15 protein-coding genes are annotated in these 17,251 nt (G+C 64.9%); 11 read left to right on the plus strand and 4 right to left on the minus strand.

The window, feature by feature from the left end; genetic code table 11:
- Positions 1–6: 6 nt before the first annotated feature.
- Entirely contained in the window at positions 7–1,224 is a 1,218-nt protein-coding gene (gene phnA / locus METLW3_RS0108185) for a phosphonoacetate hydrolase (protein WP_024879466.1), read from the minus strand.
- 185 nt (positions 1,225–1,409) lie between these two features.
- On the opposite strand from phnA, the gene METLW3_RS25335 reads away from it, so the two are divergent.
- Positions 1,410–2,294, plus strand: a complete 885-nt coding sequence (locus tag METLW3_RS25335) for a LysR substrate-binding domain-containing protein (protein ID WP_024879467.1) — start codon at positions 1,410–1,412, stop codon at positions 2,292–2,294.
- Here METLW3_RS25335 and METLW3_RS0108195 read toward each other — a convergent pair.
- The 3 genes from METLW3_RS0108195 to METLW3_RS0108205 all read right to left on the minus strand — a co-directional run bounded on the left by METLW3_RS0108195 (position 2,291) and on the right by METLW3_RS0108205 (position 4,338).
- A complete protein-coding gene (locus METLW3_RS0108195; RefSeq protein WP_024879468.1) occupies positions 2,291–2,593 on the minus strand; it encodes a hypothetical protein in 303 nt (100 codons plus the stop codon). The genes METLW3_RS25335 and METLW3_RS0108195 overlap by 4 nt on opposite strands.
- Before the next feature lie 78 nt (positions 2,594–2,671).
- Positions 2,672–3,475, minus strand: coding sequence for a 23S rRNA (guanosine(2251)-2'-O)-methyltransferase RlmB (rlmB, locus tag METLW3_RS0108200; protein WP_024879469.1), 804 nt, complete (start codon positions 3,473–3,475; stop codon positions 2,672–2,674).
- Entirely contained in the window at positions 3,472–4,338 is an 867-nt protein-coding gene (locus METLW3_RS0108205) for a 4-(cytidine 5'-diphospho)-2-C-methyl-D-erythritol kinase (protein WP_024879470.1), read from the minus strand. The genes rlmB and METLW3_RS0108205 overlap by 4 nt, the downstream gene beginning before the upstream one ends.
- Positions 4,339–4,544: 206 nt before the next feature.
- Between METLW3_RS0108205 and METLW3_RS0108210 the strand changes: the two genes are divergently transcribed.
- The 10 genes from METLW3_RS0108210 (at position 4,545) to METLW3_RS28165 (ending at position 17,197) form a co-directional block, all read left to right on the plus strand.
- Positions 4,545–4,958 (plus strand): hypothetical protein, encoded by a 414-nt coding sequence (locus METLW3_RS0108210; protein WP_157516538.1) that lies wholly within the window; start codon positions 4,545–4,547, stop codon positions 4,956–4,958.
- A 73-nt stretch (positions 4,959–5,031) separates the two neighbouring features.
- On the plus strand, positions 5,032–5,532 hold the full coding sequence (locus tag METLW3_RS0108215; RefSeq protein WP_024879472.1) for an RNA polymerase sigma factor: 501 nt from the start codon (positions 5,032–5,034) through the stop codon (positions 5,530–5,532).
- Positions 5,533–5,626: 94 nt separating this feature from the next.
- A complete protein-coding gene (locus METLW3_RS0108225; protein WP_024879473.1) occupies positions 5,627–6,574 on the plus strand; it encodes a FecR domain-containing protein in 948 nt (315 codons plus the stop codon).
- A gap of 169 nt (positions 6,575–6,743) precedes the next feature.
- Positions 6,744–9,233, plus strand: a complete 2,490-nt coding sequence (locus tag METLW3_RS0108230) for a TonB-dependent receptor (protein ID WP_024879474.1) — start codon at positions 6,744–6,746, stop codon at positions 9,231–9,233.
- A 797-nt stretch (positions 9,234–10,030) separates the two neighbouring features.
- The gene (locus METLW3_RS0108245; protein WP_024879476.1) at positions 10,031–10,531 is read left to right on the plus strand and encodes an RNA polymerase sigma factor; all 501 of its coding nucleotides are present in this window, start codon (positions 10,031–10,033) and stop codon (positions 10,529–10,531) included.
- An 83-nt stretch (positions 10,532–10,614) separates the two neighbouring features.
- The gene (locus METLW3_RS0108250; RefSeq protein WP_348625812.1) at positions 10,615–11,607 is read left to right on the plus strand and encodes a FecR family protein; all 993 of its coding nucleotides are present in this window, start codon (positions 10,615–10,617) and stop codon (positions 11,605–11,607) included.
- Positions 11,608–11,719: 112 nt separating this feature from the next.
- Positions 11,720–14,245 carry a TonB-dependent receptor gene (locus METLW3_RS0108255; RefSeq protein ID WP_245267256.1) on the plus strand — a complete coding sequence of 842 codons (2,526 nt, stop codon included), beginning with the start codon at positions 11,720–11,722 and terminating at the stop codon, positions 14,243–14,245.
- Positions 14,246–14,438: 193 nt separating this feature from the next.
- Positions 14,439–15,386 (plus strand): MbnP family copper-binding protein, encoded by a 948-nt coding sequence (locus tag METLW3_RS0108260; RefSeq protein WP_051465392.1) that lies wholly within the window; start codon positions 14,439–14,441, stop codon positions 15,384–15,386.
- On the plus strand, positions 15,383–16,531 hold the full coding sequence (locus tag METLW3_RS0108265; protein WP_024879480.1) for a methanobactin export MATE transporter MbnM: 1,149 nt from the start codon (positions 15,383–15,385) through the stop codon (positions 16,529–16,531). Before METLW3_RS0108260 ends, METLW3_RS0108265 begins: the two co-directional genes overlap by 4 nt.
- A gap of 477 nt (positions 16,532–17,008) precedes the next feature.
- Positions 17,009–17,197: a hypothetical protein gene (locus METLW3_RS28165; RefSeq protein ID WP_134188137.1), complete on the plus strand. Its 189-nt coding sequence runs from the start codon at positions 17,009–17,011 to the stop codon at positions 17,195–17,197.
- Positions 17,198–17,251: the final 54 nt, after the last annotated feature.

Raw genomic sequence — 17,251 nt, forward strand, 5'->3', positions numbered from 1 at the left:
CGCGCGTCAGATCACGCGGTTGAGGGCGAGCGCGAAGACGTCGAAATTCCGCAGGCGCGCATTGCTCTCGCGTCTGACGGGTCGATTGAGCAGCAACGGAACCTGCTGCTCCGAGAGGCCGCCATGCGAGCGCAGCGGCGCGGTCAATCCGGAGAGGTCATGGCTCGTCGCGGATGTGCCGAGCGTGAAGAGACGTTCCGCCAGCACGACGAGATCGCCGACGCGCTCATTGGGCAATTCGAAGCGCGCGCAGGCGGTCCGATTGTCGAGCACGCGATTGACGCCTTCGAGCGTGGCGACGCATTGCGCGACTTCGCTCAATATCGACTGAGGCGCCGAGACGGTCGCATAGGAGCCGAGCGCGCCGTGATGCACGACATAAGGATCGGTGATCGGCAGGATCACGCGGCATGTCCCGGCGCCGAAGCGCATGTCCAGCACGTCTTGCAGAAAGACGATATTGGGACGGCCGATCGAATCCGTCTTGGCGTTCATGCCGTGATCGGCGGTGATTCCGATGACGGCGCCCATCGCGTCGAGCTGCGTGAGATATTTGTCGAGCATCGCATAGAAGGCGTTGGCGACGGGCGTGCCGGGCGCATGCTTGTGCTGCACATAATCCGTCGTGGAGAGATACATGATATCCGGCCGCATCGTCTTCATCAGCCAGACGCCGGCGGCGAGAACGAATTCCGACAATTCTGCGCTATAGACGGCGGGAAGCGGCAGGCCGACCTTGGCGAGAAGATCGTCGACGCCGTTTTGCGCGAGTGTCGCCTCATTGGCCTTTTCAGCGGAGAAGCGAACGCCCTCGAGCCCGCTGCCGAGCAGCGCGCTGAGCTTGTCCTTCGCCGTCACCGTCGCGACCTTGCGGCCGGCCTTGGAAAACTCCGCGAGGATCGTTGGCGCGCGAAGATATTTCGCGTCGTTCATCAGCACTTCGACGCCCTGCTCGGGATCGAAGAAATAATTGCCGCATATGCCGTGAACGCTCGGCGGCGCGCCGGTCACGATGGAGAGATTATTGGGATTGGTGAAGGAGGGCATCACGCAATCGGCGGCGAGCACGGCGCCGCGCTCGCCGAGGCCGGCGAAGAAAGGCGCAACGCCGGCGCGGATCGCCTGATTGATATAGTCTTGCTCGCATCCGTCGATGCAGACGACGACGGTCGGCTCGGAGGGCGCGGCGTAGCGCCTTCCGTTGACGGTGATTTCGGATGTCATTTTCGCGCCCCGCATTCTCTCGTCGCATCATTGGCGACTTCGCTTCGGCGCTGGTTCATCTATCAGGCGGGGACGCCATCTCGAAACGAATAAATCTCACAGAGCATGTGATCCGGCGCCGTTACGCTTCATAAAAGCGTCATATCCGCAGGATGTTCATCGAGCGAAAGAGCGAGTGACGAGAGATGGCGCGCAAGCCGCTACCGCTGAAAATGCTGCAGACGCTCGAGGCTGTGGTGCGCCTCGACGGCGTTTCCAACGCGGCCAAGGAGCTCGGCGTCACCCATGGCGCGGTGAGCCGGCAGATCGCGGCGCTCGAGGAATGGCTCGGGCGCGCATTGTTCGAGCGTGATCGCGGACGCTTGCGGCCGCTCGACGAAACGCGTGAGTTCGTGGCGATCGTCACCGACAGCTTCGAGCGCATGGATGCGGCGATGGGGCGCGTCAAGACGGCGCGCCGGCGGCTCAAAGTATTCGCCCATGCGACTTTCGCAATGTATTGGCTGGTGCCGCGTCTCGAGCAATTCTACGCGCGCCATCCCGATGTCGATGTGCATGTGCAGACGCGCCAGACCGGAGAAGATCCCGCTTCGTCCTTCTTCGACGTCGCCATCATGCGCGGGTCCGAGCAGATCGGCAATTGGGAGGCGTCTCCCATATTGCAGGAGACGCTCACCCTGCTGACGACGCGCGATCATGCGGCGAAGCTCGCCCCGCGCGGCGTCGCGTCTCTTTCCGGCGAGACATTCGCGGTGAGCGACACGCGGCCGGGCGAGATCGAGCGATGGCTCGAGATCGCTGATCTGCCGCCGCTGCAAAAGTGGCGGGAACGTCGTTTCGGCCATTTTCACACGGCGCTGATGGCCGTGCTCAACGGGCAGGGCGTCACTGTCGGCCCGATCGAGCTGACCGGCGGGAAAGTGGCGGAAGGGCTGCTCGCCGCGCCTTTCCCGCACATCGTCGCGCCCGGTCCGCGCCATGTCGCCTTCATCGATCCGCATTCGGAGAGCTATCCGATGGCGAAGCGCTTCGTGCTGTGGCTAGGCGAAGCCGCGAACGCTGCGGTTTAATACACGAATTTCGAGGTCCCGCCGCGGCCGCGCGGGACGGGGCCGCTCTGCGCCCCCGGCTTGCCTTCGACGCCCGGCGCGCCGGCGGCGAGGGCGCTCGCGTCGAGCGCGAAGCCCTCGTTCTCATCGATGAAGCTGGAGCGTCCCTCGACGGATTTCTGCGTCACCGTGCTCGGCGTCACATTCTGCCCGGTGGCGGGGCCGGAGGTGCGGCCGCGCTGCGTCATCTGCTGCTCGGCGATGGCCGCGCCGCCGAGGATTAGAACGAGGCTCGTCGAAAAGAGCGCGAGCTTGCGCATGGTGTCTCCTCCTTCGCAAATTCGATCCGCCCCTTACATCGAACCGCCCCGCCGCGCGGCAAGCGGAGGCGGTTTCGATCAGTCGAGGCGAAGGCGCAGCGCCATAAGAGCGGCGGCGCAGGCGTTGGAGACATTGAGGCTCTTGATCGGCCCCGGCATGTCGAGCCGCGCGAGAATATCGCAGCGCTCGCGCGTCAGGCGGCGCAGGCCTTTGCCTTCGGCGCCCAGCACCAGCGCCAGCGGCTTGCGCAAAGGACTCGCCTCCAGCGGCTGCGGACCTTCCGAATCGAGGCCGACGATCAGAAAATCGCGCTCCGCCAATTGCTCGAGCGCGCGGGCGAGATTGACGACGGAGACGATCGTCACATGCTCGAGCGCCCCCGAGGCGGCCTTGGCGAGCACGCCGGTGAAATCCGGGCTGTGGCGCTCGGTCACGATCAGCGCATCGACGGCGAAAGCGGCTGCGGTGCGCAGAATCGCGCCGACATTATGCGGATCGGTCACTTGATCGAGGACGAGGACGAGTCCGCTCTTTGGCTCTATGTCGGCGATATCCGCCTCCGGCAGCGGGCGCGCCTCCAGCATCAGACCTTGATGGACGCTCTCCTCGCCGAGCCGTTGCGACAGCGCGCGCGGGTCCACGATCTTCGGCGCGAGGCCGGCGGCGGCTGCCAGCGGCGCGATGCGCTCGGCGGCGTTCTCCGTCGCATAGAGCGCCAGCAATTTGCGCCGGCCGGCGATGAGCGCCTCGCGCACCGCATGGGCGCCATAGAGCACGACGACATCCGCCGCGGGTCGGCGGAAGGGCGTCTCCTCCTTGGGCGGATGACGCGGCAGCGGCGGGCGGCGGCCGCGATCCTTGCCGGCGGGCGGGCGGCTCATCGCAGCACCGCGGTCTTCACCCACCAGTCCGCGTGCTGGCGGCGGATCACCGCCGCCGCGCGGGCGGCCGCCTGACGGGTCGAGAAGAGAGCGAAGCAGGTCGCGCCGGAGCCGGACATTCGCGCGAGCCGGCAGCCTTTGGCTGCCGACAGCACGGCGAGCGCATCGACGATGACCGGCGCCTCGACGCAGGCGGCGTCCTCCATATCGTTGCGGCCGCGGCGCAGCGCCGCCGCTATCCCCTCCGCGCCGAGCGCTGGCGCGATCTCTGGATGCGCCGCCGCGCCGGTCTGCTCGCCCGCGGCGAGGCCAAGGCGGGCGAAGACGCCGCGCGTCTCGACCGGCGCGCCGGGATTGATGAGCACGGCCGGCAGCGGCGGCAGGCCGAGCGGCGCGCCGATCGTCTCGCCGCGGCCGAGCATGAAGCGCGCGTGCGGCGAGAGGCAGACGGGCACGTCGGAGCCGGTGGCGCGGGCGGCCTCGAGCAGGCGCGGATCGTCGGCGGAAAGGCCATTGGCGCGGGCGAGCAGGCGCAGCGCCGCCGCGGCGTCGGAGGAGCCGCCGCCTATGCCGGCCGCGACCGGCAGATATTTGGTGAGATGAAAGGCGCCGAGACGCAGGCCATGGACGCGCTCGGCGAGACGCTGGGCGGCGCGCAGGACGAGATTATCGGCGTCCGAGCCGGCGGCGGCGGCGGTAGGCCCGTCCACGGTCAGCGACAGCGCCTCGCCCGGCTCGAGACGCAGGCTGTCTCCGGCGCCGGAGAAGGCCACGAGACTCTCCAGCTCGTGATATCCGTCGGCGCGGCGGCCGAGAATGTGAAGCGTCAGATTGATCTTGGCGGGGGCGCGCGTCGCGAGCATGAATTCCCGTGTCTTCGCCTGTGGAACGGTCCGGGCGCGCCGGAAGCGGGCGACAGATGCGCCGCCCGCGCCGGACCTGTCAAGAACGCGCCGACCTCCAGCTAGACCGCCGATGCGGCCGAAATTCGTCCGCGCCGTGGCCCGCGTCTCTCGCGGATGATGCGCGGCTCTTGACGGCCGTTCGCCGATCATGGGACCTTTTCGGCATGGCGAAGCTATGGGCCAATTCTGGGTGGATGGCGCGCGCGCTCGTGCTGAGCGGGATCGTCGCGCTTTTTCTCGCGCAGGCGCTCGCCGTCGCGCGCCCCGGCTCGTCGAGGCTCGATGGCTCCTCGTTCGCCGCGGCAGATCGGCTCTGCCGTTCCTTCGGCCTCGATGCAAGCCATGGCCCCGCCGATACAGACGGCGGTCCTGCGGGCGGACGCCATCATTGTGAGATGTGCCCCACCGCCTGCGGAGGAGCCGCGGCGGACGCCATTGTCGCGCCCATGCGGCTCGGCGCGGTTTTGCCCCATGCGCCGCCGGCCGTTGCCGCGTCGCGGCCCTTCGAGGCTCCGGCGCTCTTCCGGTCTGGATGGCGCGGCTCCTGGTCGTCGCGCGCGCCGCCGCTCGTCGCCTGATCGCGCCGATCCACGCGACGGCGCCGCGACTCCTCCCGCCGCCATTCCTCCCGCATGCATCCGGACGCCGCGTATGTCGGACAGCAAATTCTTGTCGTTCCGCGAGCTTTTCCTCCGCAACAAGCGCGGCTTGCTCGCTTTTTTGACGCGCCGGGTCGGACGCGAGGAGGCCTCTGATCTGCTGCAGGAGACCTTCGTGCGCGCGCTCCGCCACGACCGTTTCGAGAGCGTCGCGGATTCGACGGCGTTTCTGAAGCAGATCGCCGTCAATCTCACCAGGGATTTCGCCCGTCGGCGCAAGACCGAGACGCGCTATCTCGATTTCGGCGATCCGCCCGTCGAGACGCCCTCGGAAGCGGCGACGCCGGAAGAATCGCTCGATCGCCGCCACAAGACGCGCATCGTGCTGGAGACGATCGAGGCGCTGCCGCCCCGCTGCCGGGAGGTCTGCCTGCTGGTGATGCACGAAGGCGTCTCCCTGAACGAGGCGGCGGGGCGGCTCGGCATTTCCGAGACGATGGCGCGCCGGCATTTGCGGCTCGCTCTGTTGCGATGCCGGGCGGCGCTCGATTGATTTTTTTTCTCGCCCCCCGTTTCGTTTTCCGTTCCGGCGCGTCCTATGAGACAGCGGCCGGCGGAGGAGCCGCGCCGATCGATGGCCGTGACCAATGACCGACTATAGCGATGGTTTCGATCACGACAGCCCGCGCGTCGCCGCCGTCAATTGGTGGATACGGATGCGGGCCGGCGCGCTATCGGCCGCCCAGAAGGCCGAGTTCGACGCATGGCGGGCGGCCGATCCGGCCAATGCCGCGGCTTTCGACGATATGGCGGAAATGTGCGGCTTCATGGAGAGTCTCGCGCCCAGCCGGCAGGCGGAGCCTCCTCGGGCAGCTTCCCGCCGCCCCTCGCTGGCCGGTGTGGCGACGATCGCCGCCGCGTTCTGTCTGGCTATAGCGATGGGCTTCGGCGATCTCGCGACCTGGCTTCGCTCCGACATTTACGCGGGCGTCGGCGACCGCAAGAGCGTGACGCTGGAGGACGGGTCGCGCGTCGAGCTGGACGCCCGTTCGGCCATTGCGCTGCATTTCGAGCCCGGCCGTCGGCGGCTCACCCTGCTCGAGGGCGAGGCCTGGTTCCAGGTCGCGCCGGACGCCGCGCGGCCCTTTGTCGTGGAGGCGGCCGGCGGCTCGGTGACGGCGCTCGGCACGGCTTTCGACATCGCCATCGACAAGGGCGAGGCGCGCGTCACTGTCACCGAGCACAGTGTCGCGGTCGCGAGCGGCGGCGCTTCCGTGGTGGTCGGGGAGGGCGCGCAGAGCGCCTTTTCCGCCGAGCGGGCTGCGCGCGCGCCCGAAACCGTCGACGTCAAGCGCGCCACCGCCTGGCGGCGCGGCAGGCTGATCTTCGAGAACAAGCCGCTCGGCGAAGTGCTCGCGACGCTCGGCCGACATCGGCGCGGCTATGTCTATTGCATCGGCGAGGCGAGCTGCGCGCGGCGCGTGACCGGCGTTTTCGACGCCGAGAATCCGGCCCAGGCGCTGCGCGAGATCGAGGCTTTTCTCGGCCTGCGCGCCATTCACGTCACCGACTATCTGATCCTGCTCCACGGCTGATGCGTTTCGCCTCGCGCGAAAAAAATTTTCTCCGCGACGTTTCGTTTTCCGCATCGACCGCGTCCAGCAAGACAGGGGCCTTTCGGCGCCCCGAGGCGGACGATCGACGAGGAGATGCGGAGACATGGCGAGGAAGTCGGCGCGCGGCGAGCGGCGAGGAAAAGCGAATATGGGTTCGGCGGTCGCGGCGGCGGCGTTCGGCGCCTTGATGACGGGAGGGGGAGTCTCGGATTCTCCTGCGCAGGCCGCTATTGCGCCGCAGGAGCGTTCGGGAGCGATTTTGGCCTACCGCATTCCCGCGGGCTCGGTGGCTTCGGCTCTGAATGTCATCGCCGATGAGAACGATCTCCATGTGCTCTATGACGCGCGTCTCACTCATGGGCGCATGACGCCGGGGCTCTCCGGCAAATATTCCGTGCGCGAGGCGCTCGGCGCGCTGCTGGCGGGCACCGGCCTCACTTATGAATTCTCGCGCGATGGGCAGGCGGTGTCGATCGTGCTGGCGCAGAATGACGCCGCGACGCAGAACGACGCGAGCGGCGCCACGCCGCTGCCGACGATCGACATAGGCGCGCAGACTGGGCGCAAAGACGGCGCGCCGAGTGGCGGCCGCGCGGCGCCGGGGCCGGGCGATCGCTATACCGGCTATAACGCCGCGAGCGCGCCGACGACGTTGAAGGTCGACACGCCGCTGTTGAAGACGCCCCTCGCCGTCGAGGTGGTGACGCGCCAGACGATGGACGATCAGCAGGCGATTTCCGTCGGCGACGCCGTGCTGACCAATGTTTCCGGCGTGACGCCGCTTCCCAATCTTCTCGACGTCTACAAGGTGCGCGGCTTCTCCGTCTCGCAGAGCACCTATAAGAACGGCCTGATCGAGCTGCGGTCGCGATATCTCGACACGGCCAATCTGCAATCCATCGACGTTCTGAAAGGCCCGGCCGCCATGCTGTTCGGCCGCAGCGAGCCGGGCGGCCTCATCAATCTCGTCGTGAAGCGGCCTCTGGAGACGCCCTATTACTCGATACAGCAACAGGCGCAATCCTATGGCGGCGCGCGCACGACGATCGATGCGACCGGCCCGCTGACGGCGGACAAATCTCTGCTCTATCGCGTCAACGCCGAATATTACCGCACCGATTCCTATCGCGACTTTGTCACCGACCGCAATTTTTTCGTCGCGCCGACGATCTCCTATCGGCCGATCGAGCAGTTCCGCATCAATGTCGACTTCGAATATCAGAACAAGACCTGGGTCGATGATTACGAGCTGCTGCCGGCGGTCTACGACCATCCCGCGAATATTCCGATCAGCCGCTATCTGTCGGCCCCCTATCTCACCACCAATCTGAAAAATCACTTCGACAAGAAGCGCATCGCCTATGATTGGACCTATGACATATCGAAGGATTGGAGCCTCACCAATCGGCTGAGCTATACGAGTGTGGGCACGAGGAACGGCAATGTGGCCGGCGCCGCCTTCAATCAGATCACCGGCGTGCTGAACCGCACTTACGTCTATTTCCCTGGCAATACGGACAACACATTCGCCACCAATCTCGATCTCAAAGGCAAGTTCGAGACCGGGCCACTGTCGCATTCCGTGCTGGTCGGTTTCGACTATTTCAGCAATTATTGGGGCATGAAGAGCCAGATCATCACGCCGATCAGCGCCATCAACATCTACGCCCCCAACTATTACACGCTCGACGTTCCGCGCGGCGGCGGTTATGCGCATTCCGGCGAGCAATGGACCGGCGTCTATGGGCAGGACATGATCTCCTTCCTCGACGACAGCGTCCATGTGCTGCTCGGCGGACGCTATGATTGGAACGCCGTGAGCTCATCGGGCGGCTATAATTCCAATTGGCTGACCGGCTACAGCAATTACAAGACCGCCTATTCCTCGGCGTTCAGCCCACGCGTCGGCGTCGTCTATCAGCCGCTGCCCTGGATGTCCGTCTATGGCAATTTCGCGCAATCCTTCGGCTCCAACAACACGACCAATTACAGCCAGCCGCAGCCGCCGCAACGCGGCGAGATATGGGAGGCGGGCGCCAAGGCGGAACTCCTGGACAAGCGCCTGACGCTGACCATGGCGTATTTCGACATCACCAAGACCAATATTCCGACCGCCGATCCGCTCAATACGACCATCACCTATCTCATCGGCAAAGCGCGCAGCCAGGGCTTCGAATTCGACCTCACCGGCCGCATCGACGACAATTGGAGCGTCATCGCCAACTACACGCACGACGATGTGCGCACGGTCGAGGGCTCCTCGGCCAATGCGCTCACCGTCTACAACAGCAACCTCGCCGTGGCCGGCAAGGTGCTGGCCTCGAGCCCGCGCAACTATGGCAATCTCTGGGTGAAATACGACGCCGACGACGCTTTCAAAGGGCTGAGCCTCGGCGCCGGCCTCACGGTGACGGGCAGCGCGCTCGGCGACAACGCCAATTCCTATGTGCTGCCGGGCTATGCGCTGCTCAATGGCATGATCGCCTATACGACCAAGATCGAGGGCTTCAATGTCACTGCGCAGCTCAATGTGAAGAACATCACCGACACGGTCTATTACCCTGCGTCTCAGGACCGCACCTATATCATGACCGGCGCCCCGCGCAGCTTCCTCGGCTCGCTGCGGTTGGAGTTCTGAGTCTCACTCCAACGTCGCGCCGAGCCCGTGACGTTGGAGAGATCCCTCTGTCGCCGCACGGCTCTCTGCGCTCCGGGCGGCCCGCGCCGTTGACTTGCCGCGAAGGCGTGTTCTAGAGTCACTCCGGTTCAAATTGAACCGGAGTGACTCTAGATCTCCTTGTTCGGGCGTGCTTTCTTCACGCGAGCCGGTTCCCGCTTCGCTCGAAAGCACTCTTAAGCGACAGAGCGCGGTTGTCCTTTCGCGGATCGCTCGCTCGTCGCCGGATCATTCGATATGGCCAGGTCGCGCGGCAAAAGAACTCTCTGGGAGCGTGCGACGACCGCGCGGCTCGCTGTTCTCGCGTCGATCCTGCAAGCCGTCCTGCTGCTGGCCGCCGTCGCCGGGAACGGCGCTTGCCGCTCTCATGACGGGCCGACGAGCTTCGAAATCTCGAGCGCCGATTGCGGCGCGTCGGCGGTGGGCCAGGAGAGCCCGACGTCGCCGACCATGCCGCATGATCGGCAATGTTGCATCCTCGGCTCCGCGGTCTCGCTTTCTGACGCCGTCGAAGCGTTCGTTTCGCTTTCGGCTGGGGCCGGCCAAACGGCCGTGATCGGCTTTTCCTCCGAGCCGGGAGCTCTCGGTCCCGAGCCGGCGCGGCCCTGGTCGTCGCGCGCGCCTCCATCTCTTTGATCGATCGCTGATTTTCACTCTATTCGTCCAGGCGGGCGCATTGCGTCGATGACCTGTCCCTCGCCAATTCCTCGCCGGCCTCGGGCGCGCCCGGGCGCTTCGGCAATCGTCGGCCATCGTCCATGTCAGATGAGAAATCGAACCTCGTCGCTCGATTGTTCGCGCGCAGCCAGCGCCAGCTCCTTGCCTATCTGTCGCGAAAAGTGGGACGCGATGACGCCTCCGACCTGCTTCAGGAGACCTTCGTGCGCGTGCTGCGGCACGGCCGCATCGACGCGCTGGCCGATCCGCCCTCGCTCCTGCAACGTATCGCGACCAATCTCGCCCGCGACCATGCCCGCCGACGGCGGACGGAGGCGAAATATCTGGCGGTCGGCGTCGACGCCGGAGAGGCCGTCGCGGCGGGCGAAAGGCCAGACTCTCGCCTCGAGGCCGAGGAGAGGTGGCGTCTGCTGCAAGGGGCGGTCGAAGGCCTGCCGCCACGCTGCCGCGACGTTTTTCTCCTTTATATGCAGGAGGGGCTCGATCTCGGCGAGATCGCCGCTCGGCTCGGAATATCGCGCAATATGGCGCAAAAGCACATGCGCCTCGCCATGGCGCGCTGCTGGGCGGCGCTGGACTAGAGTGTTTTCGAGCGAAGCAGGAACCGGAACGACTCTCGATTTTGTGCGGAGGGCGCCTCCCGTTTCGCGTTCTCGCGCGTGGTATGAAGCGCAGGCTCCCGCTCATCGGCGTCGGCCGCGCGCACAGCTCTGTGACGGATGACGCAATGTCCGAGAAGAAGCCCGCCGCTCCCCCCGATGTCCGCGACGCTGCGATTGACTGGTGGCTGCGGCGGAACGAAGCGACATTCTCCAAGCGAGACAGGGCCGCTTTCGAGGCCTGGCTGGCCGAGGACGCCGCTCATCGCGCCGCTTTCGACAAGCTCGCAGCGCTCGGCGACTTCATGGCGCCGCGCTGGCCGGGCGTCGGACCTCTGCGCAAAGCGCGCCGCCGGCGGCGAAGAGCGGCGGCTGCTGCCACAGCGACGCTGCTCGCGCTCTTCGCCTATGACGTGATCTCGCTGCGTCTTCGGGCGGATTACGCGACCGGCCCCGGCGAGACGCGCCAGGCGACGCTGGAGGATGGCTCGCGCGTCGAGCTCGACGCCCGCAGCGCGCTGGCCGTGCGGTACAGCGCCGGACAAAGGCGCGTCGTCCTTCTCGACGGCGAGGCTTGGTTCGACGTCGCGCCCGATCCCGCGCGGCCTTTCGTCGTCGAGGCGGCCGGCGGAACGACGACCGCGCTCGGCACGGCCTTCGATGTGGCGCTGGAAGGCGGAAGGGCGCGCGTGACGGTGACGAGCCATCGGGTTCGCGTTTCGACCGGCCGGGGCGAGGTCGTCGTCGAGGAGGGGCAGCAGAGCGCCTATGACGAAGGCGGGGCGGCCGCGGCGCCGGAACCGGCCGATATCGCTCGCGCCACCGCCTGGCGGCGCGGCAAGCTGATGTTCGAGAACCGTCCTATCGGCGAGGTCGTGCGCGCGCTCGGCCGCTATCATCGCGGCTTGGTCTATTTCGTCGACCCGGCGTTGAAGGCGCGGCGCGTGACCGGCGTGTTCAACGCCGATGATCCGATCGCCGCGCTGGACGAGATCGAGACGTCGCTCGGCCTCCATGCCGTGCATGTCACGCGATATCTGACGATCGTCTACGAATGAGCGCCGCGGCGCGCGAGTTTTTTTGCGCGCCGACCTCCTCTTTGGCCTCTTACCGCGTGGAGCGCTGACGGAGGGGGCGAAACACGACCCCTCATGACAAAGAGGCGGCGCAATGGCGGGGCAGAATTTTCGTAAAAAGTTCGGAGCAGGCGAGGCCGATATGAGCTCGACGCTGGCGATCGCGGCAATGGGCGCTCTGGCGCTGGGCTCGAGCGTCTCCGACTCGCCGGCGCAGGCCGCCATTTCTCCGCAGGAGCGCGCTGGCCTGGCGCAGAGCTATCGGATCGCGTCGGGTCCGCTGCCGGGCGCCTTGAACGCTTTCGCCGATCTCAATGGATTGCAGATTCTTTATGATTCCGAAGTCACCAGCCGGTTGAGGACGGTGGGGCTCGACGGCGATTTCGCGGTGGACGAAGGGCTCGATCGGCTGCTGTCGGGAACGGGATTGTCGTGGCGCTTCGCGGCCAAGGGCAAGACGGTGTCGATCATTCTGGCGCAGAACGATCGCGGAACGGCGACCGACGCCTCCGGCGCGGCGGCTTTGCCGCCGATCGATGTGGGGGCTGAGGCCAAGGAGCGGACGCGCGGGGCGCCGCAGGGGCCGGGCGACCGCTTCACCGGATATCGGCCGAGTCCGACTGCGGCGACGACGCTGAAGACCGATACGCCGATCATGCAGACGCCGATCTCCGTCCAGGTGGTGACGCGCCAGACGATGGACGATCAGCAGGCGATCAGCATGAGGGACGCCATCGTCTCGAATGTCAGCGGCGTGACGCTCTCACCGAATTTCTTCGACATTCTCAAGATTCGCGGCTTCTCCTCCTTCGGGAGCACATTCAAGAACGGCTTGCAGGACTATCGCGCCCGCAATTACGACACGACGAATCTGCAATCGATCGATGTGCTGAAAGGGCCGGCCGCTATGCTCTTCGGCCGCATGGAGCCCGGCGGAGTCATCGACATGGTCCTCAAGCGGCCGCTGGAGACGCCCTATTATTCGGTGGAGGAGCAGCTCGGCTCCTATGGGCTGACGCGAACCACGATCGACGCCACTGGCCCCATAACAAGCGACAAATCCATTCTCTATCGCGTCAACGGCGAATATTACCGCACAGATTCCTATCGCGATTACGTCACCGATAGAGCCGTTTTCATCGCGCCGACGGTCTCCTTTCATCCGATCGAGCAATTCCGGATGAATGTCGATTTCGAATATCAGAACAAGACATGGGTGGATGATTATCCGATCTACCCCGCCGTGGCGGGCGGCCCGGCCAATCTTCCGCGCAGCCGCTACCTCTCGCCGGCCTTCCTCACGGTGAACATGCCGAACAATATCAGCAAGAAGCGCATCGCCTATGATTGGACCTATGATCTCTCGCCCGACTGGAGCGTGACCAATCGTCTGAGCTATGCGCTGACGAACAATCGGACCGACAATGGCTTTCCGCTCGGATTCAATCAGGCGACCGGCGTTCTCACGCGGTCTATGACGCTCAATCTCGGCTATGTGGACAAGGTCTTCTCGACCAATCTCGACGTGAAGGGAAAATTCGCCACCGGCCCGCTCCAGCATTCAATTCTGGTCGGCTTCGATCATTTCGACTTTTTCTCGCCGATGAGCGTCGGAGCGTCGTTGAGCGCCAGCGCGATCAATGTGTATGCTCCGAATTCTTGGCAGTTCGAGAATATTCTGGGCGCGTCGCAGTATACGATACAGGGCCAGAAATGGACCGGCGTCTACGCTCAGGACATGATCTCCTTCCTCGGCGACTCCGTGCATGTTCTGCTCGGCGGCCGTTACGATTGGGCGGAGACGGCGATCAGCCGATACCGGACTTCCCCCTATCTCGCCGCGTCTACCTATTGGGCGAGCTACGACAAGGGATTCAGCCCGCGCCTCGGCGTCGTCTATCAGCCGTTTTCATGGTTGTCGCTCTACGGCAATTTCACTCAGGCGCTGGGCGCAAATCAGGTCACCACGCAAGGCGTGACGCTGTCGCCGCAGAGAGGCGAGCAATATGAGGGCGGCCTCAAGGCCGAATTCTTCGACAAGGGTCTTTTGTTGACGATGGCCTATTTCGACATCACCAAGACCAATGTGCCGGTGACCGATCCGAGCAATGCGAACAACACGCTGCTGATCGGCAAGGCGCGCAGCCAGGGTTTCGAGATCGATCTGACCGGCCGCATCGACGACAATTGGAGCGTCATCGCCAATTATACGCATGACGATGTGCGGACGCTCGTCGGCACGGCCACCGATCCCGTCAGCGCCTATACGCGGCAGGTCGCGGTCAGCGGCGGCATTCTGCCGGGCAGCCCGCGCAACTACGGCAATCTGTGGGTCAAATACGACGCGGATGGCGATCTGCGCGGGCTGAGCGTCGCCGGCGGCGTCTCCGCGAGCTCGGATCAGCTGGGCGACACGGCGAACTCCTTCGTTCTGCCGAGCTATTCCATCTTCAACGGCATGATCGCCTATCGGACGAAGATCGAAGGTTTCAACGTCACCGCGCAGCTCAATGTGAAGAATATCGGCGATAGAACCTATTACCCTTCGGCGGCCAGCCGATACCTCATCCAAACCGGGACGCCCCGCACTTTTATGGGGTCGCTGCGGGTGGAATTCTGATCGGCGTGCGTCGCGGGACGGCAGATCTTGCGCTTGCCGCAAAAAATCTTTCGTCCCGACGTTCCTTTTTCGCCTCCTCGCGCGTCCTATAAGACAGGCGAGGCCCTCGGGAATTTTTGCGGCGGGCGGAACGCTCGGCCGAAAAGCGGAGGAAGTCGAGATGCGGATTTTACGAAACCTCGGATTTGCGGCCATGGCGGCTGCCTATTTTTGCGGCGTTTCCGGGCCGGTTCTCGCCGCCTCCAGCGAGACGAAGCCGGTGTCCATCTCCTTTGCGCTGATGGACGACGGCAAGGAGGTCGGCTGCGGCGCGCCGCTCGCAAATCTGGGGACGGGCCATCTGTCCGCCAAGCTCCATGAAGCGCGTCTCTACGTGTATGGCTTCAAGCTGGTCGACGCCAAGGGCAAGCGCACGCCGGTGGCGCTGGAGCAGAGCGAATGGCAATATGGCGACGTCGCTCTGCTCGATTTCAAAGATGCGCGCGGCGGCAATAGTCCATGCACGCCGGGCAATCCGGCCAAGAACACGACAATCGTCGGCAAAGCGCCGGCGGGCGCCTATGTGGGCCTCGAATTCTCGGTCGGCGCCCCGGTGGAGACGATCGTCGACGGCAAGCCCGTTTCGATCAATCATTCCAATGTCGAGACCGCGCCGGCGCCGCTCGATGTGGTCGGCATGGCGTGGAACTGGCAGGCCGGCCGCCGCTTCGTGACTTTCGAGTTCGATCCGGAGACGCCGGTCGTCAAGGCCGACGGCTCCAAGACGCGGACGTGGATGGTGCATATCGGCTCCACCGCCTGCAAGGGCAATCCGGCGACCGGCGAGATCGTCGCTTGCGCGCATGAGAACCGCTTCTCTGTGGCGCTCGACCGCTTCGATCCCAAGACGCAGCGCGTCGAGTTCGATTTGACCCGTCTGCTCGCAAATTCCGATATCGCCGCCGACAAGGGCGGCGCGATCGGCTGCATGAGCGCGCTCGACGACCCCGAATGTCTTGCCGTTTTCGCCGCGCTCGGCCTCAATCTCGGCGACAGCGCCGCGGGCGCCGGCGACGCCGGCAAGCAGACCAGGCCCGGCCTCTCGCCGATTTTCAAGGTCGGCGCGACGACGCCGGCGAAAGTCGTGGGCGCAAAGCAATGAGCCGGGCCGCGCTCTTCGGATTGACGCTCACCGTCGCGGCGACTTGCGTCGCGACGGCAGAGCCGACGGAATGGAAATGGGAGCTTCCCAAATATGTTCCGCCGCCGCGCGTGCCTGCCGACAATCCCATGTCGGAGGAGAAGTTTCAGCTCGGACGGCGCTTGTTCTTCGACAAGCGCGTCTCCGGCAATGCGACCGTCTCCTGCTCCTCCTGTCATTTGCAGGAGCGCGCCTTCACCGACGGGCGCGTCGTCAGCGTCGGCTCCACGGGCGAGAAGACGCCGCGCAATGCGCCGTCGATCGTCAATTCCGGCTGGCATGCGACGCTCACCTGGGCCAATCCGGCGCTGGTGACGCTCGAGCGGCAGATGGAAAATCCGCTCTATGGCGAGCGGCCGATCGAGATGGGCGTCAATGACGCCAATAAGGCGGAGATCGTCGCGCGCTTCCGCAATGACGCGGATTATAAGAAATGGTTCGCCGCCGCTTTTCCGGAGAAAAAGCCGGCCGAGCAGATCTCCTTCGAGACGATCATCAAGGCGATCTCGGCTTTCCAGCGCGGCGTTGTTTCCTTCGACAGCCGTTACGATCAATATCTGCAAGGCAAGATCAAGCTGACCGAGGCGGAGCAGCGCGGGCACGATCTCTATTTCGGCGAGAAGGCGGAATGTCATCACTGCCATGGCAGCGTCAATCTCGACGATCAATTCGTGCACGCCAAGACGCGGGAGGCGGAGACGCCGTTCCACAATACGGGGCTCTACGACATCAACGGAAAGGGCGCCTATCCAGAGCCCAATCACGGCCTCTACGACATCACGCAAGACCCGGACGATATGGGCAAGTTCCGCGCGCCGGGACTGCGCAACATAGCGGTGACAGGGCCTTATATGCATGACGGAACGGTCGCGACGCTCGAGGAGGTCATCGATATCTATGCGCGCAGCGGGCGGAAGATCGCGAGCGGCCCCAACGCCGGCGACGGCGCGGCCAATCCGTTGAAGAGCCCGCTGATCGTGAAGGTCGATCTGACGCCGCAGGAGAAGGCCGATCTGCTCGCTTTTCTGAAGGCGTTGACCGACGAGACTCTGCTCACCTCGCCGCGCTTCGCCGATCCCTGGAAGACGCAGGCCGCGGGGAAATAGCTGCGCAGAGGGGAAATATTACGTATCCGGCTGTATGTATTGTGAGCGTATTGCTTCTATACGGATAGAAATTACATGTATCTACGTTATGTATTTTGTTTGCCTGAAGTTATTTCTATTATATATTCCTCGTTCATTGGCGTGTAAGGCGGTAGAGCAGGGCGCAATCTCCGACGACGAGGAGGCTCGTCTCGGAGAACGATGAGGGATTGCTCGTCGAGCGCTGCGTCCGACTGCCGGAAGCGCGTCGCATTCACCGAAACGTCCATAGCGACATTCACGCAAGCAGATTTCGACATGACAAATATTGCTCGAGATATGGATTCTAACGACGTCGACCCGGCGCGCGCCGCCGACGCTCGCGGGCTGATCGATGCGCTTCGACCCTGCTTGCCTCTTATGGCGCATCCGAGGGGACGGTCGCTGGCTCTGTCGATCGCGGCCGCGCGGCGTCGCGGCTCGGACCGGCGATGCACTGTGACCAATGTTTTCGACGCCGGCGACGCCTTCGGCCTCATGTGCCAAGTCGAGGTCGGCGGCGGCGCAGCTCCCGCGATCTTCGTGGCGCCCATCGCCGAGCTCGCATTCGGTCGGCATCCGATCGCGCGCGCGGTCGCCGATTATCGACGCCGCCGCGCGCGAGCGCATGTCGCCGCATCCTCGTGAGCGTCGTCCGCGGACGTCGCAACGGCGCATTTCGCGTCCTGCAGCTCGCTGCGC

The sequence above is a fragment of the Methylosinus sp. LW3 genome (genome assembly GCF_000527115.1).
In the GTDB taxonomy this organism is placed as follows: Bacteria; Pseudomonadota; Alphaproteobacteria; order Rhizobiales; family Beijerinckiaceae; genus Methylosinus.